At 70.0% G+C, this 25,578-nt stretch carries 26 protein-coding genes; 12 read left to right on the forward strand and 14 right to left on the reverse strand.

All coding sequences use genetic code 11. The annotated features are described in order from the left end of the window. Nucleotide 1 precedes the first annotated feature (1 nt). Genes ptsP through OL599_RS03650 form a run of 5 tightly spaced genes read right to left on the reverse strand, consistent with a single transcriptional unit; the run spans nt 2 to nt 4,205 of the window. Nucleotides 2–1,840 (reverse strand): phosphoenolpyruvate--protein phosphotransferase, encoded by a 1,839-nt coding sequence (ptsP, locus tag OL599_RS03630; RefSeq protein WP_264712237.1) that lies wholly within the window; start codon nt 1,838–1,840, stop codon nt 2–4. After that, nucleotides 1,827–2,210 (reverse strand): HPr family phosphocarrier protein, encoded by a 384-nt coding sequence (locus OL599_RS03635; protein ID WP_408886905.1) that lies wholly within the window; start codon nt 2,208–2,210, stop codon nt 1,827–1,829. The genes ptsP and OL599_RS03635 overlap by 14 nt, the downstream gene beginning before the upstream one ends. After that, nucleotides 2,207–2,629, reverse strand: a complete 423-nt coding sequence (locus tag OL599_RS03640; RefSeq protein ID WP_264712238.1) for a PTS sugar transporter subunit IIA — start codon at nt 2,627–2,629, stop codon at nt 2,207–2,209. The genes OL599_RS03635 and OL599_RS03640 overlap by 4 nt, the downstream gene beginning before the upstream one ends. Before the next feature lie 9 nt (nt 2,630–2,638). After that, nucleotides 2,639–3,619, reverse strand: coding sequence for an RNase adapter RapZ (gene rapZ / locus OL599_RS03645; RefSeq protein ID WP_264712239.1), 981 nt, complete (start codon nt 3,617–3,619; stop codon nt 2,639–2,641). 31 nt (nt 3,620–3,650) lie between these two features. Then, nucleotides 3,651–4,205 (reverse strand): HPr kinase/phosphorylase, encoded by a 555-nt coding sequence (locus tag OL599_RS03650; protein WP_264712240.1) that lies wholly within the window; start codon nt 4,203–4,205, stop codon nt 3,651–3,653. Here OL599_RS03650 and OL599_RS03655 point away from each other — a divergent pair. Together OL599_RS03655 and OL599_RS03660 are read left to right on the forward strand one after the other, a co-directional pair. Further along, entirely contained in the window at nt 4,204–5,145 is a 942-nt protein-coding gene (locus OL599_RS03655) for a serine/threonine dehydratase (protein ID WP_264712241.1), read from the forward strand. The genes OL599_RS03650 and OL599_RS03655 overlap by 2 nt on opposite strands. Beyond that, nucleotides 5,145–5,951 carry an enoyl-CoA hydratase-related protein gene (locus OL599_RS03660; RefSeq protein WP_264712242.1) on the forward strand — a complete coding sequence of 269 codons (807 nt, stop codon included), beginning with the start codon at nt 5,145–5,147 and terminating at the stop codon, nt 5,949–5,951. Before OL599_RS03655 ends, OL599_RS03660 begins: the two co-directional genes overlap by 1 nt. Nucleotides 5,952–5,994: 43 nt before the next feature. Here the strand turns inward: OL599_RS03660 and OL599_RS03665 are convergent, their stop codons facing one another. The 3 genes from OL599_RS03665 to OL599_RS03675 form a co-directional block, all read right to left on the reverse strand. Continuing rightward, nucleotides 5,995–7,026: an amino acid ABC transporter substrate-binding protein gene (locus OL599_RS03665; protein ID WP_264712243.1), complete on the reverse strand. Its 1,032-nt coding sequence runs from the start codon at nt 7,024–7,026 to the stop codon at nt 5,995–5,997. A 188-nt stretch (nt 7,027–7,214) separates the two neighbouring features. After that, nucleotides 7,215–8,894: a stimulus-sensing domain-containing protein gene (locus tag OL599_RS03670; protein WP_264712244.1), complete on the reverse strand. Its 1,680-nt coding sequence runs from the start codon at nt 8,892–8,894 to the stop codon at nt 7,215–7,217. 11 nt (nt 8,895–8,905) lie between these two features. Beyond that, complete coding sequence (locus OL599_RS03675; RefSeq protein ID WP_264712245.1) at nt 8,906–9,607, reverse strand: response regulator transcription factor; 702 nt, start codon at nt 9,605–9,607, stop codon at nt 8,906–8,908. 130 nt (nt 9,608–9,737) lie between these two features. Here OL599_RS03675 and OL599_RS03680 point away from each other — a divergent pair, with 130 nt between their 5' ends. Then, on the forward strand, nt 9,738–10,463 hold the full coding sequence (locus OL599_RS03680) for a HugZ family pyridoxamine 5'-phosphate oxidase (protein WP_264712246.1): 726 nt from the start codon (nt 9,738–9,740) through the stop codon (nt 10,461–10,463). A 122-nt stretch (nt 10,464–10,585) separates the two neighbouring features. Beyond that, a complete protein-coding gene (locus OL599_RS03685; RefSeq protein ID WP_264712247.1) occupies nt 10,586–12,199 on the forward strand; it encodes a phosphoenolpyruvate carboxykinase in 1,614 nt (537 codons plus the stop codon). 183 nt (nt 12,200–12,382) lie between these two features. Here the strand turns inward: OL599_RS03685 and dnaQ are convergent, their stop codons facing one another. After that, nucleotides 12,383–13,063 carry a DNA polymerase III subunit epsilon gene (gene dnaQ / locus OL599_RS03690; RefSeq protein ID WP_264712248.1) on the reverse strand — a complete coding sequence of 227 codons (681 nt, stop codon included), beginning with the start codon at nt 13,061–13,063 and terminating at the stop codon, nt 12,383–12,385. Then, nucleotides 13,060–13,647 (reverse strand): dephospho-CoA kinase, encoded by a 588-nt coding sequence (gene coaE / locus OL599_RS03695; protein WP_264712332.1) that lies wholly within the window; start codon nt 13,645–13,647, stop codon nt 13,060–13,062. The genes dnaQ and coaE overlap by 4 nt, the downstream gene beginning before the upstream one ends. A gap of 165 nt (nt 13,648–13,812) precedes the next feature. Here coaE and OL599_RS03700 point away from each other — a divergent pair, with 165 nt between their 5' ends. The 7 genes from OL599_RS03700 to OL599_RS03730 are packed head-to-tail and all read left to right on the forward strand — an operon-like array spanning nt 13,813 to nt 21,240. Then, entirely contained in the window at nt 13,813–14,871 is a 1,059-nt protein-coding gene (locus OL599_RS03700; RefSeq protein WP_264712249.1) for an ABC transporter ATP-binding protein, read from the forward strand. A 13-nt stretch (nt 14,872–14,884) separates the two neighbouring features. Further along, nucleotides 14,885–16,180: an ABC transporter substrate-binding protein gene (locus OL599_RS03705; RefSeq protein WP_264712250.1), complete on the forward strand. Its 1,296-nt coding sequence runs from the start codon at nt 14,885–14,887 to the stop codon at nt 16,178–16,180. 28 nt (nt 16,181–16,208) lie between these two features. Continuing rightward, nucleotides 16,209–17,501 (forward strand): ABC transporter substrate-binding protein, encoded by a 1,293-nt coding sequence (locus OL599_RS03710; protein WP_264712251.1) that lies wholly within the window; start codon nt 16,209–16,211, stop codon nt 17,499–17,501. Nucleotides 17,502–17,518: 17 nt separating this feature from the next. Beyond that, nucleotides 17,519–18,388, forward strand: a complete 870-nt coding sequence (locus OL599_RS03715; RefSeq protein WP_408886906.1) for a carbohydrate ABC transporter permease — start codon at nt 17,519–17,521, stop codon at nt 18,386–18,388. Then, nucleotides 18,385–19,248 (forward strand): carbohydrate ABC transporter permease, encoded by an 864-nt coding sequence (locus OL599_RS03720; RefSeq protein ID WP_347403179.1) that lies wholly within the window; start codon nt 18,385–18,387, stop codon nt 19,246–19,248. Before OL599_RS03715 ends, OL599_RS03720 begins: the two co-directional genes overlap by 4 nt. Continuing rightward, on the forward strand, nt 19,245–20,045 hold the full coding sequence (locus OL599_RS03725; protein WP_264712253.1) for an inositol monophosphatase family protein: 801 nt from the start codon (nt 19,245–19,247) through the stop codon (nt 20,043–20,045). Before OL599_RS03720 ends, OL599_RS03725 begins: the two co-directional genes overlap by 4 nt. A gap of 49 nt (nt 20,046–20,094) precedes the next feature. Next, on the forward strand, nt 20,095–21,240 hold the full coding sequence (locus OL599_RS03730; protein WP_264712254.1) for an MFS transporter: 1,146 nt from the start codon (nt 20,095–20,097) through the stop codon (nt 21,238–21,240). A 129-nt stretch (nt 21,241–21,369) separates the two neighbouring features. Here OL599_RS03730 and OL599_RS03735 read toward each other — a convergent pair whose 3' ends face one another. Further along, nucleotides 21,370–21,549, reverse strand: coding sequence for a hypothetical protein (locus OL599_RS03735; RefSeq protein WP_264712255.1), 180 nt, complete (start codon nt 21,547–21,549; stop codon nt 21,370–21,372). Nucleotides 21,550–21,681: 132 nt separating this feature from the next. Beyond that, nucleotides 21,682–22,092, reverse strand: coding sequence for a DUF1489 family protein (locus tag OL599_RS03740; protein WP_264712256.1), 411 nt, complete (start codon nt 22,090–22,092; stop codon nt 21,682–21,684). 280 nt (nt 22,093–22,372) lie between these two features. Here OL599_RS03740 and OL599_RS03745 point away from each other — a divergent pair, with 280 nt between their 5' ends. Beyond that, nucleotides 22,373–24,304 (forward strand): elongation factor G, encoded by a 1,932-nt coding sequence (locus tag OL599_RS03745; RefSeq protein WP_264712257.1) that lies wholly within the window; start codon nt 22,373–22,375, stop codon nt 24,302–24,304. Between the two features lie 443 nt (nt 24,305–24,747). Here OL599_RS03745 and OL599_RS03750 read toward each other — a convergent pair whose 3' ends face one another. Together OL599_RS03750 and OL599_RS03755 are read right to left on the reverse strand one after the other, a co-directional pair. Then, entirely contained in the window at nt 24,748–25,113 is a 366-nt protein-coding gene (locus tag OL599_RS03750) for a hypothetical protein (protein WP_264712258.1), read from the reverse strand. Next, the gene (locus OL599_RS03755) at nt 25,110–25,574 is read right to left on the reverse strand and encodes a hypothetical protein (protein ID WP_264712259.1); all 465 of its coding nucleotides are present in this window, start codon (nt 25,572–25,574) and stop codon (nt 25,110–25,112) included. Before OL599_RS03755 ends, OL599_RS03750 begins: the two co-directional genes overlap by 4 nt. Nucleotides 25,575–25,578 lie beyond the last annotated feature (4 nt).

Below are 25,578 nucleotides of genomic sequence, written 5' to 3' on the forward strand. Positions count from 1 at the left end.
ATCAGGGGGAAGCGGCGCCCGGGGACTGGCCGAGCACCATTTCCTGGATGATCGCCGGGTCCGACTGCTCCATCACCTTGCGGGCGAAGCGGGCGCAGTCGTCGATGTTCAACGCCCGCACCGCCTGCTTCACCCGCGGCACGGCCGAGGCGTTCATGCTGAAGCTGCGCAGGCCAAGCCCGACCAGCAGAGGCGTCAGGCGGGGATTGGCCGCCATCTCGCCGCAGACCGAAACCGGCATGCGCATGCGCAGCGCCGCCTCGGTGGCGAACTGCACCAGGCGCAGGACGGCCGGATGCAGTGGGTCGTAGAGATCCGCCACATCGGTTTCGCCACGATCGACCGCCAGCGTGTACATGGACAGGTCATTGGTGCCGATGGCGAAGAAATCCGCCTCCAGCGCCAGCGCATCGGCCGACAGCGCGGCGCCGGGCGTCTCGATCATGATGCCCAGCGGCGGCAGCGGGTCGGGCAGCCGCTCGCCGCGGCGGCGCAGGCGGCGGACCACGCGGTCGAACACCTCGCGGGCGGTGCGGACCTCGCCAACGGTGGTGACCATCGGCAACAGCACCCGCGTCGGGCCGGCCGTGGCGGCGCGCAGGATGGCGGCGAGCTGGGTCTCGAACAGCTCGGTCTGGCGCAGCAGCAGCCTGATGCCGCGCAGCCCCAGCGCGGGGTTGCGGTCGGCGACCTCGGGCACGATGCCCTCGCCCTGCAACGCCTCTATGTCCTTCTCGCCGCCCCAGTCGAGCACGCGGATGGTCACGGGGTCGCCGCCCATCGCCTCGATGACGCTGCGATAGGTCTCGAACTGGGCGGCTTCGTCGGGCAGCGTCTCGCGGTTCATGAACAGGAACTCGCTGCGCAGCAGGCCGATGCCGGCGGCGCCGGACTGGGCGATCAGTGGCAGTTCGGCCGGGATTTCCAGGTTGGCCTGCAGCTCGATCGTCTCGCCGTCCTCGGTCACGGCCGGCAGGCGGCGCAACCGGCCGAGCCGCGCGCGCTCGCGGGCGAACGCGGTCACGGCGCGGCGCGCGGCGGCCAGCGTGACGGGCGAGGGATTCAGCACCACCGTGCCTGCCGCCCCGTCCACCACGACGATGTCCCCGGGCTTGACCGCGTGCGCCAGGCCGGCGGCCCCCAGCACGGCCGGCACGCCCAGGGCGCGCAGCATGATGGCGGTGTGCCCTTCGGCCCCGCCTTCGTCGACAGCGACCCCGGCGACGCGCGAAGGATCCAGCAGGGCAGCGTCGGCCGGGCGCAGCGTCTCGGTCACCAGCACGGCCCCCTCGGGCAGGGCCAGGAAGCTGCGGAACGGTGCATGGGTCAGGTTGCGCACCAGGCGGCGGCAGATTTCCCGGACTTCCTCGGCGCGGCGCTTGCGTCCGGCCGGGTCCTGGTCGCCGGGTGTCGCCAGGATGGCGTCAGCGATCGCCTCGCTCTCGTCGAGCACCGCGGTTTCGGCCGACACCAGTATTTCGGCGATGCGGCGGCGGGCGCCGCGCACCAGCCGGGACGGGCCGATCATCTGCAGATAGGCGTCGAGCAGCGGGGCGATCTCGGCCTGGCTGTCCTCGGGCAGCACGCCCAGCCGGGCGCGCAGCTTCTGCAACTGCTTGCGCGACTGCACGATGGCGGCATCGAGCCGGGACGTCTCCGCCTCGATGTCGGCGGCCTGGATCTTCTGGCGGGTGACGACCGCCGGCGGCTCGGCGGCGCCGAACACCGGGCCGATGGCAACCCCAGCGGAGACCGGGATGCCGATCAGCCGCCGCTCCGGCCGGGCCCGCCCGGCCTCGCGCGCCCGCCGCGATTCAGCGGGCTCGTCAGTCCTGCTCATTGAAGCCGGCCTCGACCAGGGCGGCCAGGGCGTCCATCGCCTCCTTGGCGTCCCAGCCCTCGGCACGCAGCTCGATCTCCGAACCCATGCCAGCCCCCAGCATCATCAGCCCCATGATCGAGTGGGCCGAGACGCATTGCCCGTCCTTGCAGACGTCCACGGAGGCGCCGAACCGCTCGGCCATGGCGACGAATTTCGCCGCCGCCCGCGCGTGCAGGCCACGGCGGTTGCAGATGGTCAGCACGCGGCTGAGAACCGTGCCGCCGGAGCCCGGCGTCGCTGGTTCGTTGGGGACCGCATTCCCGGCCGGGGGGTCGTCTGACGATGGATCACCGGGCGGCCCGTCCGGCGGGCCGTCAGCAGGACTCATCCGCAGGTCCCGTTGAGCTTGCTGTGCGGCAGGACATGGGAGGCGGCGGCGATGTATTTCCGGCCGGCCGTCTGCGCGCAATCCACGGCGTCGGCAAGCGGCAGGCTCGAACGCACCTTGGCGAGCTTCACCAGCATCGGCAGGTTCATGCCCGCGATGACCTCGACGCCCTTGCGGTCCATCTGCGAGATGGCGAGGTTGCTGGGCGTGCCGCCGAACATGTCCGTCAGCAGCACCACGCCGTCGCCGGTGTCCACTTCCTCGATACGGCGAAGGATTTCGGCACGTCTTCCGTCCATGTCGTCATCGGGGCCGATGCAGACGGTCGCGACATTCCGCTGCGCACCCACGACATGCTCCATCGCCGCCCGCATCTCCTCTGCAAGGCGGCCATGGGTGACCAGTATGAGACCGATCATGTTCTGATTTCAGGCCTCCTGTGCCTGACCGGGTCGATCGCCGGTTCCAGTCGCGCCGCTTCCTGTCGCGCGGCGATATGCCGCGCGCGCCAAGGAGCCGTCGCGGGCGAGTTCACGATGCGTGCTGCTCACACGCCAGCCTGATTCCGACAAGTGGGACGCCAAACGCTCGACGATCATCACGGAGCGATGCCTCCCACCCGTACAGCCGACCGCAATGGTCGCGTATTTCTTGCCCTCTTGTACGAAGCGCGGCAAGACCAGGTCCAGCAGGCCGGTCACACGGGCGAAGAACGCCGGGAAGTCCGGGTCGGCCTCGACATACGCGGCAACTTCCACGTCGTATCCGGTTCGTGGCCTAAGCAGCGGATCGTAATGCGGATTGCGCAGGAACCGCGCATCCAGCACGATGTCGGCCTCCCGCGGCAGACCTGCGGGAAACGCGAAGGACACCAGCGACACGGACAGGCCGACCTGCGGGTCGTCAGGCGCGTCGGGGCCGTATTTGCGTTCGATGAGCTGGCGCAGCGACGCCAGCGGCAGGTCCGAGGTATCGATAACAAGGTCGGCCGCGCCATGCAGAGGGGCGGTCAGCTGCTGCTCGGCGGCGATGCCGTCGCTGACCCGGCCCTGCGGCGCCAGCGGGTGGCGCCGGCGCGTCTCGGTGAAGCGGCGCAGCAGCACCGCCTCGTCCGCCCAGGCGAAGATCAGCTCGGGCCGCAGCATGGGATTGAGCCGCAGGCGTGCCAGCGTCGCCAGCACCGCTTCGGCGTCGAACCCGCGCGAGCGCGCATCCACGCCGACGGCGATGCGGCGGACGCCGCCATCGGCGCCGCAGACCAGGTCCTCGATGAAGTCGAGGGGCGGGTTGTCCACTGCCTCGAAGCCGATGTCCTCCAGCGCGCGCAGCACCGACGCCTTGCCCGCGCCGGACAGGCCGCTGACCAGCACCACCGGCTGGCGCGTGGGCGCAACGGCTTGCTCAGCCATCACGCGAACGCCCTATCATGCGACAGCCCGTTCATGCGAAGGCCCCAGCCAACTGTGAAAGCCGCCCAAGCGCGCAGTCCAGCGCCAGGGCGACACGTTGTGGCGCGGAAGCACCCGCGCCGTCCAGCGTGACCATCGGCAAATCGAGCGAAGGGTGCCGCGCCGGCTCGGGCAGCCGCACGTCCACACGCCCCAATTGCACGGCGAGCGCCAGCCGGGCCTCCGGCGCATGCGGCAGGCGCAGGATGCCGAGGCCGCGGACTTCCAGCAGTCCGGCCAGCATTGCCGGCGGTCGTGCCATCCCTTTGATGATGTCCACCCTGTCGTCCGCCACCAGCACGAATCCGCGATCGAGCAGCCGCAGTGCCAGGTCCGATTTTCCGGATCCGGGTGGCCCCACCAGGAGGACTCCGTCTCCGTCCCGGGCCACGCAGCTCGCATGTACCTGCATGACACGGGAACATGGCGCGTCCGTGCGGTCAAACCAAGCATCTTGTGCCGGTTTCGCCCCGCAATCTTGCGTTCCCGGCTCTGCTCTGCGTGCCGTCTTGTCCTGGCCGGCCGCCCATGCCAGCGTTGCCGGCATGACACCCGATCCAGCCGACATCAATGCCGCGGCGGCGCGCATCGCGCCGTATGTGCGCCACACCCCGCTGTTGCGGCTCGCCGCCGGCGACCTCGACCTCGCTTTCCCGGTCACGCTGAAGCTGGAACTGCTGCAGCATGCCGGCAGCTTCAAGCCGCGCGGCGCGTTCAACCGCATCCTGTCGGCGCAAGAGGCGGGCGACCTGCCGCCGGCCGGGGTGATCGCGGCCTCCGGCGGCAACCACGGTGCAGCGGTGGCCTATGCCGCCCGCGCCCTCGGCCTTACGGCCGAGATCTTCGTCCCCGAGCTCACCACCGAAGCCAAGCGCGCCCGCATCCAGAGCCTCGGCGCGCGGCTGGTGCGCACCGGCGCCACCTACGCCGAGGCCCTGGAGGCCAGCCGTGCCCGCGCCGCCGAGACCGGCGCCATGGAGGTGCACGCCTACGACCATCCGGCGGTGCTGGCCGGGCAGGGCACGACGGCGAAGGAGTTCGAGCAGGACGCGCCGGAGCTGACCCATGTGCTGGTCGCCACCGGCGGCGGCGGGCTGATCGGCGGCATGGCCGCCTGGTATGCCGGCCGGGCCCGTATCGTCAGCGTCGAGCCGGCCGCGTGCCCGGCGCTGCACGATGCGCTGGCGGCGGGCGCCCCGGTCGCTGCCGCCGTCGGCGGCGTCGCCGCCGATGCGCTGGGCGCGCGCCAGGTCGGGGGGCTGATGTTCCCGATCGCGCGCGCCTATGTCAGCGATGCCGTGCTGGTCTCCGACGACGCCATCCGGGCCGCGCAGCGCCTGCTGTGGGACCGCATGCGGCTGGTCGCCGAACCCGGCGGCGCCACGGCGCTCGCGGCGTTGACCTCCGGCGCCTGGACGCCGCCGCCCGGCGCGCGGGTCGGCGTACTGGTCTGCGGCTCCAACGCCGATCCGGCGACGGTGGTGTGATGGCCGCACCCGTCCTCCTCGAAGTCGATGCTCGCGGCGTGGCGACGGTCACCTTGAACCGGCCCGAGCTGGGCAACGCCTACGACGCCGACCTGCTGACGGCGCTGATCGAGGGGCTGGTGCGGCTGGAGGGCGACCCTGCGGTGCGGGCGCTGGTGATCCGCGGCGCCGGCAGGCATTTCCAGGCCGGAGCGGACATCAACTGGCTGGCCCGTGCCGCCGAGTATCCGCCCGAGGAGGCGTTCGTCGCGTCGATGGCGACGACGCGGGCGATGCAGCTTCTGAACGAGTTCTCCAAGCCCACCATGGCGGTGGTGCGCGGCGCCTGCTTCGGCGGCGGCTGCGGCATCGTCTGCTGCGTCGACGTGGCGCTGGCGACACCGGACGCGATCTTCGGCCTCACCGAAGTGCGCGTGGGCGTGGCGCCGACGCCGATTTCCACCCACATGGTCCACGCCATGGGCCTGCGGCACACCCGCCGCTATGCGCTCACCGGCGAACGCTTCGACGCGGCGGAAGCCTGCCGGATCGGCCTGGTGCACGAGGTGGTGGCGCCCGAGGCGATCGAGCAGCGCGTGGCCGACGTGCTGGACGCGGTGTTCCTGTCCGCCCCCGGCGCCATCGCCGCCACCAAGCGCAGCTTCCTGGCTGCCAATGGCCTGACGTTGGACGCCCGCGCGATGGCGATGCTGGCGCATGAAAGCTGGACCCAGCGCAACTCCGCCGAGGGGCGGGAAGGCACGGCGGCATTCCGCGAGAAGCGGCGGCCCGCCTGGTATGTGCCGCCGCTGCCGCAGGACGCCTGATCAAGCCGGCGGTCATGAGGAATGACCACCGGCTTGAGGTCCGCTACCGGATCGGCGGCGCGTACATCAGCCCGCCCTTCGACCACAGCGCATTGCGGCCGCGCGCCAGCTTCAGCGGGCTGCCCTCGCCGAGATTGCGCTCGAACACCTCGCCGTAATTGCCGACGGCCTTGATCGCCCAATAGGCCCAGCGGTTGTCGAGGCCCATCAGCTTGCCGTGATCCCCGGTGACGCCCAGCATCCGGCGCACCACCGGAACCTGGCTGGTGAGGAACCCGTCCACATTGGCCTGGGTGATGCCCTGCTCCTCGGCCTCGATCAGGGCGTAGCTGGTCCACTTCACGATATCCAGCCACTGGTCGTCGCCCTTGCGCACGGCGATGCCCAGCGGCTCCTTGCTGATGATGTCGGGCAGGATGATGTGGTCGTCCGGGGTCGGAAAGGTGGAACGCAGGGCCGCGAGCTGGCTGGCATCGGTGGAGTAGGCGTCGCAGCGGCCCTTCTCGTAGGCGCCCCGGCTTTCGTCGTTCCGTTCGAACACGACGGCGCGATAGGTCACCCCGGCATGGCGGGCCCAATCGGCCACGTTCAGCTCGCTGGTGCTGCCTGCCGTGGTGCAGATCGAGGCGCCGTCCAGCTCGGCCGCCTTGGTCAGGCCGGCGGAACGGCGGACCAGGAAGCCCTGGCCGTCATAGTAATTGACCGCGGCGAACTCCAGCCCCGCGGCGGCCTCGCGCGAATGGCTCCAGGTGAGCGTCTGGATCAGCACGTCCACCTGGCCGGTCTGCAGCGCCGGCAGGCGTTGCGCGCTGTTCAGCGGTGTGAAGCGCACTTTTGCGGGATCGCCGAAGACCGCCGCGGCGATGGCCCGGCAGGAATCGGCGTCGAGCCCGCGATAGATGCCCTTGCTGTCGGTGTAGCCGAATCCGGGCGTTCCCAGGCCGGCACCGCAATCGACGAAGCCCTTGGCCTTCACCGCCGCGAGCGTCGGACCGTCGGCGATCTGCGCCCGCGCGGGGCCGGGGACCGACGCCACCCCCGCGAGCAACAGAAGAAGAACGTGAATCGAACGCATGGGGAGGGGCCTTTCGTGGCAACAAAGCATCCGGGCATCGAGCCGGCGTACTCTGCAAGGCGCCGGCCGGGGGCGCTACCACCCATGGCGGTTCGGAACGTGAAGGAACGTGACAGGATGTAATTCCGGCGGGCGTGAGGGGCGGGTCCGGGTCCTGCCTGCTTTCGCGCCCCGCCGGCCGATGGGCGCTACCCCTTCGGCAACCGCACCACGAAGCGGGCGCCGATGACGCGGCCGCGCTCGTCGCGGCGGTTCTCGGCGCTGATGCGGCCTTTGAGCGCCTCCACGATCTGCCGGCTGATCGACAGGCCCAGGCCGGAGTGCTGGCCGAAACGCTCGCCTTGCGGGCGCTCGGAGTAGAAGCGGTCGAAGATGTGTTCGAGCTTGCTTTCGGGGATGCCGGGGCCTTCGTCCTCGACACTGAGTTCGACCACGTTCCCGGTTTCCCGGGCGCGCAGGGAGATGCGGCCGTTCGGCGGCGAGAAGGACTGGGCGTTGCCGATCAGGTTGCGCAGCACCTGCACGAGCCGGTCTTCCACCCCTTGCACGACCAGCCGGCCGTCGGGGGCGGCCAGCTCCACATGCGGGCCGCTTTCACCGCGCGTGGCCTCGTTGATCTCGGCCAGCGTGGACAGGATCGGCGCCACGTCCACCCGCTCGGTGGCGACGCGCGACAGCTCGGCGTCGATGCGCGAGGCGTCGCTGATATCGCTGATCAGGCGGTCCAGCCGGCCCACGTCCTCGGCGATGATCGCCAGCAGGCGGCGCTGCTTCTCGGGGTCCTCGATCCGGCGCAGCGTCTCGATGGCGCTGCGGATGGACGAGAGCGGGTTCTTGATCTCGTGCGCCACGTCGGCGGCGAAGCGCTCGATCGCATCCATGCGGGCCCACAACGCGCGGGCGGATTCCGACAAGGCATGCGCCAGCTCGCCGATCTCGTCGCGCCGCGCCAGCAGCCCCTCGGGCATTTCGCCGCTGCGCCCGCTGCCTTCGCGCATGCCGGCCGCGGCCCCCGCCAGGCGAAGGATCGGGCGGGCGATGGTGAGCGACAGGTACCAGGACAGCATCACGGTCAGCCCCAACGCCAGCGTGAACAAGGCGAGGATGGACAGGCGCACGGCCAGCAGGCTGTCGTCCACTTCGCGGGCCTCGCGCGTCAGCAGCACGATGCCCACGGAGTGGCGGTTGCGCAGCACCGGCTCGGCCACCGTCACCAGCAGCCGGTTCTCCTGCGTGCGCCGGATATAGGGGGGCATCTCGCGGCTCTGGTTGGAGCCGGTCAGGCGCAATTCCTCGCGCACGTCCGGCTGCCAGTCCAGGCCGGCGGCCGAGGGGCCGGTGTCCAGCAGCGGCACCTCGCCGCCATGCGGCAGGAACGACAGGATGCGGTCGTAGATCCGCCCGATCGTGCCGAGGAGGAACCCTCGATCGACGGCGGGCGGCAGCGGCTCGGTTGCCACCGCGCCGCCGGCGCCCTCGCGCACCCGGCTGTCGGCGACGATCTGGCCGTCCGGCGCATACAGCCGCGCTTGGGCGTTCGGCGTGGGCTCGGTCAGGCGGCGCAGCAACGGCCGCGCCTGGTCGGGCACCAGTTTCGGGTTGTCGGGGTCGTCCTCGCGCACCGCCGCCTCGCCCAGCGCGCCGGCGTAGATGCGGGCCTGCTCGCGCAGCGTCGTGACCTCGGCCTGCAGCAGCCCGTTCTGGTACTGGTCGAGATAGAGCAGGGCGGCCAGCAGCAGCGCCAGCGGCAGTGCGTTGACCAGCAGGATCCGGCGCAGCAGGGGGGAAACCCAGCGCGGGCGTATCCGCGCCTCGGCCGACACCGCGGTGGGTTGCAGCCCGGCCGTCAGGACGCCGCTATCGGGCATGGCGCTGCCTCTCAGGCTTCCTTGTAGCGGTAGCCGATGCCGTACAGCGTCTCGATGGCGTTGAAGTCGTCATCGCTGGCGCGGAATTTCTTGCGCACCCGCTTGATATGGCTGTCGATTGTACGGTCGTCGACATAGATGTTCTCGCCGTAGGCCGCGTCGATCAGCTGGTCGCGCGACTTCACCATGCCCGGGCGCGTCGCCAGCGCCTTCACCAGCAGGAACTCGGTGACGGTGAGCTGGATGTCCTCGCCCTTCCAGATGCACTGGTGCTTGGTCTCGTCCAGCACCAGCTCGCCGCGCACCATCACGCCGGTCGGCGCGGCACCCGAGCCCTCGGCGCGGCTGGTCTCGTTGCGGCGGAGCAAAGCGCGGATGCGCTCGATCAGCAGGCGCTGGCTGAACGGCTTGGTGATGTAGTCGTCGGCCCCCAGGCGCAGGCCCATCAACTCGTCCACTTCCTCGTCCTTCGAGGTCAGGAAGATCACCGGCAGAGAGGTGCGGGCGCGCAGGCGTTGCAGCAGCTCCATCCCGTCCATGCGCGGCATCTTGATGTCGAGCACGGCGAGGTCCACGGGGCGCGCGGTGATGCCCTGCAGCGCGCTTTCGCCGTCGGTGTAGGTGCGGACCTGGAAGCCCTCCTGCTCAAGGGTCATGGACACGCTGGTCAGGATGTTGCGGTCATCGTCGACCAGGGCGATTGTCTGCTTCATCTGTGGCGTCTCCGGTTGACATCCCCTGGGGCCGGGGATGGCGCAGGAGGTATATGGCTCTCAATTGTGGCGCAACATTGTGACGCAATGCGGCCAGGATACCCCTCCGGGGATGGAGAGTGAACGAATCATGGCAAGCTCCCCGTCCGCAACCGATACCGCCGAGCCGGATGCCCCCGCGTGGCAGGCACGCAAGCTGCTGCGCGCCGCCCGCGCCGGCACGCTGGCCACCACGGCCGATGGCCAGCCCCTCGCCTCATTGGTGACGCCGGCCTGTGCCGGCGACCTGTCGGTGCTGCTGTTCCTGTCCGGATTGTCCGAGCACACCCGCCATCTGCGCGCCGACCCGCGCTGCGCGGTGATGGTGGCGGGGCCGCCGGAGACCGCGAACCCGCAGACCGCGCCGCGGGTGACCGTGACCGGGATCGCCGAGCCCGATCCTGATCCCGCGCTGAAGGCGCGCTGGCTCGCGATCCATCCCTATGCCGCGCTGTATGCGGCCTTCGCCGATTTCTCGCTGTGGCGCGTCCGTCCCCGCGCCGGCCTGCTGGTCGGCGGCTTCGCCCGTGCCACCCGGTTGCGCCAGGCCGACCTGGCCCCGGACCCCGGCGCCGTAGCCGCCGTCGCCGCGGCCGAGGCCGCGATCATCGGCCATTGCAACGCCGACCACGCCGACGCGCTGGCGGCGATTGCGGGCCGGCCGGGCGCGTGGCGGATGGTTGCGGTCGATGTCGATGGCTGCGACCTCGCGCAGGGCGAGGCAGTGCTGCGCGTCGCCTGGTCCGCGCCGGTGGACGGGCCGGGCGGCGTGCGGGCGGAACTGATGGCGCTCGCCCGCGCCGGCCGCGGCGCATGATTTCGATAACATGATAACATGCCCGGGAAGGCTCTGGACCGGCTTCCTCGCGCCCAGTATGAGCGGCCGGCCACTGCGCGGATCCACCCGAGAGTGGCCGCCAAACGCGAGGAAACGTGCCCATGAGTTTTGACTCCGCCATCGCCAAACCGCACCACGCCGACCCGTTGCACGGTACCGGCGTGCGTGCCGGGCGGAAGGTCCATGCCAACCTGACACCCCCCGCGCTGGTCGCGGAGGCACTGCGCCGGCACGAGGGCACGCTGTCCGCCGACGGCGCGCTGATGGTCCGCACCGGCGTGCATACCGGCCGCTCGGTGGAGGACAAGTTCATCGCCGACGAGCCGCAAACCACGAACGACATCTGGTGGGGCAAGATCAACCGCAAGCTGGCGCCCGAGAAGTTCGCCACGCTGACGGCGCGGGTACAGGCCTATCTGCAGGGCCAGGAACTGTTCATCCAGGACCTGTATGCCGGCGCCGATCCCGCGCGGCGCGTGCGCGTGCGCCTGGTCACCACCTATGCCTGGGCGGCGCTGTTCGCCCGCAACATGTTCATTCGCCCGCCGGAAGCTGAGCTGGCGGATTTCGAGCCCGACTACGTCATCCTGCACGCGCCGCAGTTCCATGCCGACCCGGCCATCGACGGCGTGCGGACCTCGACCGCCATCGCGCTGTCCTTCGCGCAGCGGCTGATCGTGATCGCCGGCACCGAGTACGCGGGCGAGATCAAGAAGTCGATCTTCACGGTGATGAACTGGAAGCTGCCGCCCGCCGGCGTGCTGCCCATGCATTGCAGCGCCAATATCGGCGCCGACGGCGATGTGGCGCTGTTCTTCGGCCTGTCCGGCACCGGCAAGACGACGCTCTCCTCCGACCCCGCACGCCCGCTGATCGGCGATGACGAACATGGCTGGGGGCCCGACGGCGTCTTCAACTTCGAAGGCGGCTGCTACGCCAAGGTGATCAACCTGTCGCAGGAAGCAGAGCCCGAGATCTGGGCGGCGAGCCATCGCTTCGGCGCAGTGCTGGAGAACGTGGTGGGCGACGCGCATGGCCGCCTGGACCTGGCCGACAAGCGCCACACCGAGAACACCCGCAGCTGCTACCCGGTGGACTTCATCCCGAACGCCGTGCTGTCGGGCCGCGGCGGCATGCCGCGCAACGTGGTGATGCTGACGGCCGATGCGTTCGGCGTGCTGCCGCCGATCGCGAAGCTGTCGCCGGCGCAAGCGATGTACCACTTTCTCTCCGGTTACACCGCCCGTGTTGCCGGCACCGAGAAAGGCATGGGCGCCGAGCCGCAGGCGACGTTCAGCACCTGCTTCGGCGCGCCCTTCCTGCCGCGCCGGCCGGAAGTCTACGGCCAGATGCTGTCCGACCTGATCGCGCGCCACGGCGCCGATTGCTGGCTGGTCAACACCGGCTGGAGCGGCGGCCAATACGGCGTGGGCAGCCGCATGGCGATCCGCCACACCCGCGCCCTGCTGCGCGCGGCCCTGGACGGCTCGCTCGCCAAGGTGGCGTTCCGCCGCGACCCGTTCTTCGGCCTGATGATCCCGGAAAGCGTGCCGGGCGTTCCCGCCGAGGTGCTGGACCCGCGCCAGGCCTGGGCGGACAAGGCCGCCTATGACGCGACGGCCCGCGACCTGCTTGGGCGCTTCGAGAAGAATTTTCATGCCTTCGCCGAGCATGTCGGGGACGACGTGAAGGCGGTGGCGTTGAAGGCGGCTTAGCGAAGGCCAGGGCTCTGCCCTGGACTCGGCAAAGGCCGGGGGCCTTTGCAAACCCGTTACTCTCTTGGCTGCATCAGCTTCCCTCGGTTGATATCAACTGAAGGTCGCTGATGCAGCCAAGGGGGTCCGGGATTGCAAAGGCTCCGCCTTTGCTGGGGCGCGGGGCAAAGCCCCGCCCTTTCGTTACGGCGTGGTCCAGAGCGGCTCTTTCAGCCGCGCAACGAACGCCGCGTGCGCCGCCAGTTCCTCCGCGCTCGGCACCATCGGGCGCGGCGTGCGCGGGCCGGAGGCGGTGTAGACGGCGACCGGGATCTCGCTTTGGCCTTCGGTGGCCAGCGACAGGCCGCGCTGCCGGCCGCCGGTGAGTTCCACATAGACTTCCGCCAGCAGGCGGCAATCCAGCAGCGCGTTGTGGGTGGTGCGCTCGGACAGGTCGATGCCGAAGCGGCGGCACAGCGCGTCCAGGCTGTTGGGCATGCCGGGGAAGCGTTTCTTCGCCAGCGCCAGCGTGTCCACCATGCGCGCGCGGTCGAGGGCAGGGCGGGCGGCGCGGGCGAACTCGGCGTCCAGGAAGCCGAAATCGAACGGCGCGTTGTGCGCGACCAGGGGACCGTCGCCCAGGAAGGCGATGATGTCGTCGACCACTTCCTCGAACCGCGGCGCGTCGCGCAGCTTGTCGAGGGTGATGCCGTGGATTCGCGTCGCGTCGTCGGGAATGTCGCGCTGCGGGTGGATCAGGCGGTGGAAGTGCCGGCCTGTCGGCAGGTCGTTCTCCAGCTCCAGGGCCGCGACCTCGATGACGCGGTCGCCGGTCAGCGGGTCGAGGCCGGTGGTCTCGGTGTCGAACAGCACGGAGCGGGTCATGCCTGAAGCTCCCGGATAAGGCGGCGGATGGTGCGCAGTGCATGATGCCGCGACAGGCCGGTTCGCACCACCACGTCGGCCAGCCGGCGCTTGCGGGCGTCGGGCATCTGCCGGGCGATGACCGCGTCGATCTGCGCCTGATCCATGCGTTGGCGCTTGCGCACGCGGGCGACCTGCACCGCGCGGGGGGCGGAAACCACGACCACGCGATCCACGCGCGCCTGCCCGCCGGTCTCCAGCAGCAGCGGGATGTCCAGCACGGCGGCCCGGGCGCCGCGGCGCCGGGCGCGGGCGAGGAACGCACGCTCGTCGGCGCGGACCATGGGGTGGATGATGCCTTCCAGCCGTGCCAGGGCATCCGGCCGGCCCAGCACCGCGCTGCGCAGGGCGGCGCGGTCGAGCGTGTTGTCCTTCACCGTGCCGGGAAACGCGGCGCCGATGGCGCGCAGGGCGCGGCCGCCCGGCGCCTGCAGCGCGTGCACGGCCGCGTCGGCGTCGAACACGGGGATGCGGGCGCGGCGGAACGCGGCGGCGGCGGTGGACTTGCCCATGCCGATGCCGCCGGTCAGGCCGATCACCTCCATGGGCATCCCCTTCCACGCATGTCCGGGAATGAGCATGCCGGCCGGCGCAGGCGCAACCCCCGGCGCCCGGGCGGAATTGCGCGAGGACCGCAAGCATAGAACTGTCACATGCATGCGAGGTCGTGCGAAGGTAATGGTCAGGGAGACATGACGATCCGAAACCAAATGAATGAATCGGGCGCCGATGTGCGCCTGCATGGGGTCGCCCGAAGCTGGGGCGCCACCACCGCGTTGTCCGGCATATCGCTGCATGTGCGCGCCGGCAGCTTCTGCGTGCTGCTGGGCCCGTCCGGCTGCGGCAAGACCACCTGCCTGCGCATCGTCGCCGGGCTGGAGCAGGCCAGCGCCGGCGTGGTGGAGATCGGCGGCCGCGACGTGACCGCCTTGCCGCCGGCGCAGCGCGGGGTCGCCATGGTGTTCCAGTCCTACGCGCTGTTCCCGCATCTGACGGTGGCGGAGAACATCATGTTCGGCCTGAAGGCGCGCAGCGTGCCCAAGCCCGATCGCCTGAGGCGGCTCGATCGTGCGGTGGAGATCCTGGGCATCGGCCATTTGCTGGCACGCCGCCCCGGCCAGCTTTCGGGCGGCCAGCAGCAGCGCGTGGCGCTGGGCCGGGCCATCGTGGCCGAGGCGCCGGTGTGTCTGATGGACGAGCCGCTGTCGAACCTCGACGCCCAGCTGCGCGCGGAGATGCGGCGCGAGATCCTCGCTTTGCAGCGCCGCCTCGGCATCACCATGCTCTACGTCACCCACGACCAGACCGAGGCGATGGGCATGGCCGACCAGGTGGTGCTGCTGCGCGACGGCCGTGTGGAGCAGGACGCGCCGCCGGCCGACATGTATTCCCGCCCGGCCACCAGCTTCGCCGCCAGCTTCATCGGCACGCCGCCGATGAACCTGCTGAAGCTGTCGCACGAAGGCATGGTGCCCGGCACCGGCGGCCCGGTACTGGGCCCGCCGCGCGCGGCGGCGACGCTGGCGGGCATCCGGCCGGAGGCGCTGCGCCTGTCCGACCATGGTATCCCCGCCGAAGTAACCCATGCCGAGTATCTCGGCGCGGACACGGTGATGGTGTGCAGCGTCGGCGCCGAGGGCAGGCTGCTGGCCCGCCTGCCCGGCCGGGTGGCCATCGCCGACGGCGCGCTTGTGCATTTCGACTTCGGCCCCGCGGACCTGCATCTGTTCGATGCCGCGACGGGGCACCGCATCCCGCAACCCGCCTGACACGAGGGCCACCATGCGCACACCGAGGACGACGAGACGCACCCTTCTGGCCGGCGCCGCCGGGCTGGCCATGCCGGCGATCGCCCGCGCCCAGGCGGTGAGCGAGATCGAGTTCTATTTCCCCGTCGCGGTCGGCGGGCCGATCACGAAGATCGTCGATGGTTACGCCGCCGACTTCATGCGCGAAAACCCGGACGTGAAGGTGCGCCCGATCTATGCCGGCAGCTATGTCGATACGCTGACCAAGGCGGTGACCGCGACCAAGGCCGGCAACGGGCCGCAGATGGCGGTGCTGCTGGCGGTCGACGCTTACACGCTGGTGGACGACGAGCTGATCCTGCCGTTCGACACGCTGGCCACCGGCGCCGAGGACAAGGCGTGGCTGAACAGTTTCTACCCCGCCTTCCTGCGCAACGGGCAGATCGACGGCCACACCTGGGGCGTGCCGTTCCAGCGCTCCACCATCGTGATGTACTGGAACAAGGACGCGTTCAAGGACGCCGGCCTCGATCCCGACAAGGCACCCGCGAACTGGGCCGAGCACGCCGCCTTCGCCGAGAAGACGACGAAGCGCGAGGGCGACCGCACCACGCGCTGGGGCGTGCAGATCCCCGGCACCGGCTTCACCTACTGGCTGTTCCAGGCGCTGGCGATCGAGGCCGGGGCGGAGCTGGCGAACGCCAACGGCACCAAGGTGAACTACAACGATCCCGCCTGCGTGGAGGCGTTGCAGTACTGGATCGACCTCACCGCGAAGTACAAGGCGCATCCGCCGGGGATCGTCGATTGGGGCACCACGCCACGCGACTTCCTGGAAGGCAAGGTGGCGATGATCTGGCACACCACCGGCAACCTTTCCAACATCAAGGCCAACGCGAAGTTCCCGTTCGGGGTGGCGATGCTGCCGGCGCAGAAGCGGCGCGGCAGCCCCACCGGCGGCGGCAACTTCCATCTGTTCAAGGGCGCGACCCCGGCGCAGCAGGCCGCCTGCCTGCGCTTCCTGAAATGGGTGACGTCGCCCGCCCGCGCGGCGCAATGGAGCATCGACACCGGCTATGTCGCGACCCGGCCGGACGCCTGGCAGACCGAGGCGATGAAGGCGTATGTGGCGGGCTTCCCCGCCGCCGCCGTCGCCCGCGACCAGCTGGAGTTCGCGGTGGCGGAGCTGTCCACGCACGACAACCAGCGCGTGACCCAGGCGCTGAACGACGAATTGCAGGCCGCGCTCACCGGCCGCAAGGCGCCGAAGGCCGCACTGGACGACGCCCAGGCCGCGGGCACCCGCCTGCTGCGCCCCTACGCCCGATAAGCAACACCCCGAACCACGGAGACCGCCAATGATCCGTCGTCGCACGCTGCTCGCCACCTCCGCCGCCGCGCTCGCCGCACCTGCGGTGTCGAAGGCGCAGGGCGTCACCAAGCTGAGCATCTACTATCCGATCGCCGTGGGCGGGCCGATCCCGGCCATCATCGACGGCTACTGCAAGGAGTTCCAGACGCAGACCGGCATCGAGGTGACGCCCGTCTATGCCGGCAACTACGGCGAGACCATGACCAAGGCGGTGACGGCCATCAGGGGCGGCACCGGCCCGCAACTCGCGGTGCTGCTGGCGGCCGAGATGCACAGCCTGCAGGACATGGACATCCTGGTGTCGCTGGACGAGCTCGGTCTCGATGCCGAGGGCAGGAAATGGGTCGAGGGATTCTATCCCGCGTTTCTCGCCAACAGCCGCGTGGACGGCAAGACCTGGTCGGTGCCGTTCCAGCGCTCCACCGCCATCATGTACTACAACAAGGCCGCCTTCGCGGAAGCCGGCCTCGATCCTGACAAGTTCCCGCGCACCTGGGCCGAGCTCGCGGCCGCGGCGGCGAAGCTGACGAAGCGCGACGCATCCGGGCGCGTGGTGCGCTGGGGCGTGAAGCTGGCCAGCGACGCCGGCAACGCGCAGTGGACCTTCGGCGCGCTCGCCAACCAGGCCGGCCATATCCTGATGAACGAGGCGGGGACGGAGACCTATTTCAACCATCCGAAAGCGATCGAGGCGATGGCGTTCTGGCGCTCGCTGGCTTTCGAGCACAAGGCGACGCCGGAAGGCATTTCCGCCTGGCCGCAGCTCTCGCCGGATTTCCTCGAAGGCAACGCGGCGATCATCCAGCACACCACGGGGAATCTCACCAACGTCCGCGACAAAGCCGGCTTCCCGTTCGGCGTCGCCGGCCTGCCGGGCAAGGAAGGGCCGCGCACCGTCGTCGGCGGCGGCAACCTGTATTTCTTCAAGCAGGCCAATGCCGCCGAGCGCGCCGCGGCGCTGAAGTTCGCACGCTTCCTCAGTGCGCCCGAGCGCGCCGCCGACTGGTCGATCCGCACCGGCTATATCGGCACGCGCCCGGATGCGTACGAGACGCCGGCGCTGAAGGAATACGTGACCAAGTTCCCGCCCGCCGACGTTGCGCGTGGGTTCCTGCCGGTGGCGGTCGGCGAGCTTTCCACCTTCGAGAACCAGCGCGTCTACAAGGCGCTGACCGACAACATCCAGGCCTGCCTGAACGGGGCGAAGTCGGCGGCGCAGGCGATGGTGGACACGCAGGCCGAAGCCGACCGCATCCTCAAGCCGTACAAGCGGGCCTGACCTTGCGGATGGCGGGCGTGCGGCGCGAAACCCTGCAGGCCTGGGCGCTGATTCTTCCGGCGCTGGTGCTGCTGGTGGCGTTCACCCACTGGCCGGCGGTGGCGACGCTGGTGGACAGCCTCTACACCACGCCGAAGGGCAGCCGCCCGCCACGCTTCGTCGGCGTGGAGAACTACGTCGCGCTGATGGATGACCCGGTGTTCTGGAGGGCGTTGCACAACAACGCCGTCTACGCGCTGGTGACCATTCCGGCATCGGTGGTTCTGGCGTTGCTGATGGCACTTGCCGTCAACACCGCCCTGCCGGGGCGCCCGCTGCTGCGCATGGCGTATTTCACCCCGACCATGCTGCCGATGATCGCGGTGGCCAATATCTGGCTGTTCTTCTTCACGCCGGATTACGGCCTGTTCGACCGCATCGTCGGCGTCTTCGGCATGGGGCGGCACAACTGGCTGGGCGACGCCGCCACCGCGCTGCCGGCGATGATGGCCGTCGCGGTGTGGAAGGAAGCCGGCTTCTTCATGATCTTCTACCTGGCGGCACTGCAGGCCATGCCGCCCGACCTGAAGGAGGCGGCGTCGCTGGAAGGTTCGTCGCGCTGGAACTTCTTCCGCCGCGTGACCTTGCCGTTGCTGATGCCGACAACGCTTTTCGTGCTGGTCAACGCCGTCATCAACGCCTTCCGCCTGGTGGATCACGTCGTGGTCATGACGCGCGGCGGCCCCGACAACGCAACGACGCTGCTGCTCTATTACATCTACGAAACCGGCTTCCGCTTCTGGGATACCGCGATGGCCGCGACCTTGACGGTGGTGCTGCTGGCCCTGCTCGGCACGCTGGCGATCTTCCAGTTCGGCGTGCTTGGCCGCCGGGTGCATTACCGATGAGCGGGCGCGCGATCGGCCTCCAGCCGGCACGTATCCGCGCCATCGGCATGGCCCCCATCGGCACGCGGTGGCTCGAGATCGTCGGCGCCTGGATGCTGGGGCTGATCTGGGTGCTGCCGCTGCTTTATGCGGTGTGGACGGCGTTCCATCCCGCTGCCTACGCCACGCGCTTCGACCTGTTCGCGCCGCTGACGCTGCACAACATCCAGCTCGCCTGGGAAGCCGCACCCTTCGCGCGCTACTTCCTCAACACCACCATCCTCGTCACGCTGATCCTGGTGGCGCAATTCGTGCTGTGCACCCCCGCCGCCTTCGCCTTCGCACGGATGGAGTTCCCGGGCCGCGACTTCGTGTTCGCGATCGTGCTGCTGCAGCTCATGGTGATGCCGGACGTGCTGCTGGTGGGCAACTACCGCACCATGGTTCATCTGGGCCTGGTCGACACCATCCTGGCGATCGCGCTGCCCTATCTCGGCTCCGCCTTCGGCATCTTCCTGCTGCGCCAGACCTTCCGCATGGTGCCGCAGGAGCTTGACGACGCCGCCCGGCTGGAAGGCTGCTCGCTGCTGGGTCGGCTGTGGCGCGTCTACGTGCCGCTGGCGAAACCGACCTACATCGCCTATGGGCTGGTGAGCGTGAGCTATCACTGGAACAACTTCCTGTGGCCGCTGGTGATCACCAACTCCGTCACCACCCGGCCGCTGACGGTGGGCTTGTCGATCTTCGCCTCCACCGATCAGGGGATCGACTGGTCGATCATCACGGCGGCGACGCTGATGACCAGCGGGCCGCTGCTGATCGCCTTCCTGCTGTTCCAGCGGCAGTTCGTGCAGAGTTTCATGCGCGCAGGAATCCGATGACCGCATTCGCCAGCACTGCCCTCGCCCGTCGCCTCGACACTGCCGTGCAACTCGCCGAGGAGGCCGGGCGGCTCGCGCTCCGCCTGCGCCCGCCGCCGGGTGCGCCCGTCGCCACCCTGAAGGGTGCGCAGGACTGGCTGACCGAAGCCGATGGCGCGGTCGAGGAGTTCCTGTCGCGACAATTGGCCGAGCGCTTCCCCGAGGACGGCTTCCAGGGCGAGGAAACCGGCCGGGCACGCTCGGGCACGCTGCGCTGGGTGGTCGATCCCATCGACGGCACCTCCAACTACGCCCGCGGCTCGGCGCGGTTCTGCGTCTCGCTGGGGCTGATCGAGGACCGCACGCCGCTGCTGGGCGTGCTGGTGGCGCCGGCGATGGGCGAGACCTTCGCGGCCCGCCGGGGCGCCGGCGCCACGCTGAACGGCGCGCCGATCCGCGCCGCCGCGACCACCGACCTGTCGCGCGCCATGGTCGAATGCGGCTGGTCGCCGCGACGGCCGAACGGGGCGTATTTCCGGCTGGTCGAAGGGGTGATGGGAACCGGCGCGATGCTGCGCGCCGGCGGCTCCGGCGCGCTGGGGCTGGCCGATGTCGCGGCCGGGCGGATCGACGCGTATATCGAGCTGCACATCAACCTGTGGGACGTCGCCGCCGCGCTGGCGATCCTGCAGGAAGCCGGTGCCACGGTGTCGCCGTTCCTGGACGGCAACGGCCTGGCCGAAGGCAACCCGATCATGGCTGCGGCCCCCGGCATTGCCGAAGGCCTGGTGGTGGCGACGGGATTTCCGCTCGCCTGAACGCCCCGAGGGCTGTCCTGGCGCGCCGCGCCGGGGCATGCTCGCGCAAATGAGTGCCACTCCCCGAAGCCTGGCCCTGGCCCTGGGCACCACGCAGACGCTGGCATGGGCCACCACCTATTACATCCCCGCCACGATGGTGACGGCCGCGACAGAGTCCTTCGGGGTTTCCCGCACGGTGCTGCTCGGCGGGTTCTCCTGGTCGCTGCTGGTGGCGGGCGTGTGCGCGCCGCGGATCGGCCGCTTCATCGACCGCAATGGCGGCCGGCCGGTGCTGGCAGCCGGGGCCGTCATCACCTGTGCGGGCCTGCTGGCGCTGGCCGCGTCGGCCAACGTGCCCATGTGGTATTTCGCCTGGACCATTCTGGGCGTCGGCATGGCGCTGGGCCTGTACGACACGGCCTTCGCCACCATCGGCCGCCTGCTGGGTTCGCAGGCTCGCCCGGCCATCGTCGGCGTGACGATGATGGCCGGCTTCGCCAGCACGATCGGCTGGCCGGCCGGCAGCTGGCTGGTGCACGAATACGGCTGGCGGATCGCGGTCATGCTGTTCGCGGCGGTGCAGGTCGTCGCCATCCTGCCGATCGTGCTGCTGTTCGTCCCGCCGGCCCCGGCCGAGGCGCCGCCCTCGCCTGCCAGGCAAGCGGCCGACGGCGACGTGAAGCTGCGGGCGGCGTTCATTCTGCTGGCGGTGTTCTTCACCGCGCGGGCGGCCATCAGCTCGCTGATCTCGGTGCATGCGCTCACGCTGCTGGCGGGGATTGGCCTGTCCGCGGAGCAGGCCGTGTTCACCGCGGCCATGATCGGCCCGGCCCAGGTGGCCAGCCGGGTGATCGACTGGCGGTTCGCGCGCAATCTCAGCCCGGTCACGTCCAGCTGGCTCGGCGCCGCGCTGCTGCCGCTGGGCGTGGCCGCGCTGCTCGGCGGCGCACCGGCGCTGGTGTTCGCCCTGGCCTATGGCATGAGCAACGGCATCCTGACGATCAGCCGCGGCACGCTGCCGATGCACGTGTTCGGGCCGGCGGGCTATGCGAGCCTGCTGGGCCGGCTGGCGCTGCCCAGCCTGGTCGCCCAGGCCGTGACCCCCACCCTGCTGGCGCCGCTGATCGACAACGTGCCGGCGAGCTGGATGTTCGCGGCCCTCGGGCTGGTGTCCTTCGCGGTGCTCGGCTGCCTGCTGCCGCTGCGCCGGTAGGCGCCGGCGACCGGCACAAAGAAAGGGCCTGCCGCTCGGCGGCAGGCCCGTTTCTCGTCAAGCCGGTGAAAAGACGAGAGACGGAGGCGAGATCCCCGCCTGCCTCCCGCTCCTCCGACGCCCGCCGGCTCAGCTTGGCTTGACCGGAGCCGGGTGCGAGCGGGTACGGCGCGACTTGCTGCTGACGGGTTTGGTGTTGTGGGTCGGGTGTGCCGGCTTCTTCTTCTTGCCGGACGTGGCGGCTTCAGCGGCGGCGGCCGGCAGCGCGAGGCCGAGGGACGCCAACAGGGTTCTGCGGTTCAGGATCACGGCGGACGCTCCGGGGGACACGGGGTTGCGGCTCAGGCAGGAGTCGAGCAACGAACGCTACCTACCTGAAATAGCTATGCAGACGCCGCGAGTCGAAAGCAAGATATTTCGTTACTCTACCCGCCCTCGGCGCTACAGCAATCCGAGCGCGCGCAATTCCTTCTGCAGATCGGCCGGCAGCTCCGCTTCGCCCTTGGCGCGGGCGGACCGGGTGAGGTCCGGCGGCGCGGCGTCGGCCGCCAGGTAGCGCCAGCCCTGGAACGGCTTGGTCGGCCGGCCCGCCACGGGAACCAGCTGCTTGTGCAGCTCGATCCGGGCGCAGGCGGTGCCGTCGTCCCACGTGTCCTCCACGATCGCGGTCACGCGCTGGCGCACCACCATGGCGCCGGCGACCACCCAGTACATCGAGCCCCCGTCGACGATTTCCTGTGCGCGGCGCGGGAAGTTGCGGGTGTAGTGGCGCAGCGGCGGATCGGTCTTCAGGCGCGCGGCCTGCACCTCGCGCAGATGCGCGATGTCGCGGATGCCGACGCAGAGCTTCATCAGGTGCAGCATGGTACGCGGGTGTGCGCGATGTGGGTTCGTACGGCAAGAGCGGCGGCGCCGTCCGCACGTTCATGCGAGCATCGGCATCAAGGAAGACTCGTCCTTCCCCGATTCTCGTCTACCATCGGTCCGGGCGCCCTATGGACGCGCATCCCGGGTGTCGTGAGGCGCCGATCCGAGCACGAGGCCGCAGAGCGGCCCGAAGGGAGGCGTCATCGTGTCGACATCCACATCGGGGGTTGGCCAAGACCGGCCCCGTTCCATTGCCCCCCGCTCCGTGGCCCTGGTCGGCCCGTATGGCAGCGGGAAGTCGGCGCTGTTCGATGCGCTGATGCTCGCGGCCGGTGTGCCGATCAAGCGCGGCGATCCGCGGACGCGCCGCATGGGCACCGAGATGCGGCTGGGCCATTGCAGCTATCTCGGCGATTCCTGGTCGATCCTGGATTGCCCCGGCTCGGTCGAGTTCGCCTACGAGGCCGCTTGCGCCCTGGCCGTGGTGGATCTCGCCGTGGTGGTGTGCGAGCCGGTGCCCCAGCGCGCGCTGACCGTGGCACCGCTGCTGCGCACGCTGGCCGAGCAGCGGGTGCCGCACATCGTCTTTGTCAACAAGATCGACACATTGGAAGGCAGCGTGCGCGACACGCTGGCGGCGCTGCAGGCCTATGCGCACGCGCCGCTGGTGCTGCGCCAGGTGCCGATGCGCGAAGGCGGCACGGTCGCCGGCTATGTCGACGTGGTCAGCGAGCGCGCCTACCGCTACCGCCGCGGCCAGCCCTCCGAGCTGATGACGCTGCCGGCGGAGATGCGCGCGCGCGGACAGGAGGCGCGCGGCGCGCTGCTGGAAGCGCTGGCCGATCATGACGACGCGCTGCTGGAGAAGATCATCGAGGACATCGCCCCCGGCACCGACGAGATCTATCGCCAGCTGCGCAAGGACCTGGCCGAGGAGAACGTGGTCGAGGTGCTGCTGGGGGCGGCCGAGCACGACCACGGCGTGCGCCGGCTGTGGAAGGCGCTGCGCCACGACACGCCCGATGCCGCCGAGACCGCCGCGCGCCGCAGCATCCCGGCCGAAGGCGACACGCTGGTGCAGGTGTTCAAGACCCAGCATGCCGGGCATGGCGGCAAGCTGTCGTATGCGCGGGTGTGGCGCGGCGCCGCCAGGGACGGCGCGAGCCTGAACGGGGCGCGGATCGGCGGGGTGTTCCGCATGCCCGCCGGCGAGCCGGTGAAGGTGGCCCAGGCCGAGGCCGGCGAGCTGGTCGGGCTGGGGCGGCTGGAAGGCATCCCCACCGGCGCCACCGTCTCCGGCGGCGCGCCCGCGACACCGCTGCCCGCCCCGGAACCGCCGCCGCCGGTCTATTCCCTGGCGATCGTCACCGGCGACCGCGCCGACGACGTGAAGCTGTCCGGCGTGCTGCAGAAGCTGGTGGAGGAAGACCCGTCGCTGAGCGTGACCCAGGACGCGGAACTGGGCCAGACCGTGCTGCACGGCCAGGGCGAGATGCATCTGGGTGCGGCGGTCGATCGGCTCGCCAGGGCGTTCAACCTGAAGGTGACCACCGCCTCGCCGCGCGTGGCGTTCAAGGAGACGATCCGCCACGCCGTGCACCAGCATGCCAGGCTGAAGCGGCAGACCGGCGGCCACGGCCAGTTCGCCGACGTGAAGATCGATATCGCGCCGCGCGCCCGCGGCGAAGGCTTCCTGTTCACCGACCGCATCGTCGGCGGTGCCATCCCGAAACAATACATCCCCGCCGTCGGCGAGGCCGCCGAGGAAGCCGCCCGCAAGGGGCCGCTCGGCTTCCCTGTGGTGGACATCGCCGTGACCCTGGTGGACGGCACGTTCCACTCGGTGGACAGCTCCGACATGGCGTTCAAGACGGCGACGCGGCTGGCCATGTCCGAAGGGCTCGGCCGCGCCGAACCGATCCTGCTGGAGCCGATCGACCACGTGACCATCTCCGTCCCCAACGAGTTCACCGCCAAGGCGCAACGCCTGCTGACGGGCCGCAAGGGCCAGATCCTCGGCTACGCCGAGGCGCCGGACCGGCCGGGCTGGGACGATGTCGAGGCGCTGGTACCGGAAGCGGACCTGCACGACCTGATCATCGAGCTGCGCTCCCAGACCCTGGGCCTGGGCACGTTCCGGCGCCGGTTCGACCATCTGGCCGAGGCGCGCGGGCGGGTGGAGCGGGGGGCGGCGTGAGGGGCGGCGAGGGCTTGTCGTTGTTGCGCAAGCGGCGCGCCGCCGGGTCGCTCCGACACGTTCGCGAAGGGCACGCGCTTGTGTGCCCCAAGCGGCCCTATTGAATAGCCGGTCTCGACCCTTCTCGGACACGCAGGCGACCGCGATCGACGTCAGGTGTTGGCCGGAAGCCGCCTGTCCGCTCTCGGGCGCGCAACGAGGGAAAGCGGACTCTGACGTAGGGCAAGTGCTTCGGCAACTACCGACCCAAGTCTGTCATCGGGCGGCTACCGACCTTCTCCCGAAAGCAGACGTTGCCGTGATACTTCACCGCCAGGATTGCGCCCGTCCAGCTCGTTACGGTCCAACGCGGCGGCGCTCGGAAGCGGACATCATCCGGGGATATGTTATCGACTCCTGCTATTGGATTCCGGACCGTCTGCCGGCTGTTGCCGCAGGCGGCGTCAGCGCCGAAACCAGGGAAGTTCGAAGTACACGCACCCTAGGATTCCCAGCAATGGGAGCACCCATACCCACACCGATCCAAGTCGCTGCGTCCATCGATCGGGAACTAACGTGGCAGCCAAGCCGGCTGCGAGCCCGCCGAGCGTCGCGGTGGCTGTCCAGCCGTACCAGTACATTTCCGGCGCGAGGAAGCCGAGCGCGGGGTCGGCAACGTCGCGCGAGTGGTGGGTGCCGAGCATGACCAATCCGAGCGACGGATAGACGGTGAACAGGGCAATGTCCCGGAACAGGGCGACGACGTAGAGCACCGGCACGACACCACCGAACGTGAAGGCGAAGCGGCGGAACGCGCGGGCGGAGGTCATCCACCGAAGCCCAAGATGTTGTTTAGCACATGGCCCATCAGGAAGCCCCACCAGACGATGAACGCGAAGATCGCAGTCACGGCCGTGCGCGTGCGGCCGGAGTCATTTGGCATCGGCCGGCGCCAGCACACCCAGTAGACCGGGAGCAGGCCAAGGCCGATGGTGATGAAATGCTCCTTCAGGTCGAACAGGCCGATTGCCTGCCACTCGCGGTCGCGTTCCAGAATCGGGCGGACATCGGTCCGGAATTGCAAGTAAATGACCGACCCCAGCAGCACCGAAAGTAGATAAAGCACCACGAAAGCATTCGCGAAAGATGCCGGTGGCACGCGGCGGAAGCGGGCAAAGAAGGAATGCGTGCCTGCACCGGCCGGTGCCAATGCCGCCAGCGTCTGGTGGGTGATCGCGCCGAGTAGCGCCACCGCAATCAGACCGTGGACGATCAGAAGTGCCGTGATCACGAGG

This window comes from Limobrevibacterium gyesilva, assembly GCF_025989185.1.
GTDB lineage: Bacteria > Pseudomonadota > Alphaproteobacteria > Acetobacterales > Acetobacteraceae > Limobrevibacterium > Limobrevibacterium gyesilva.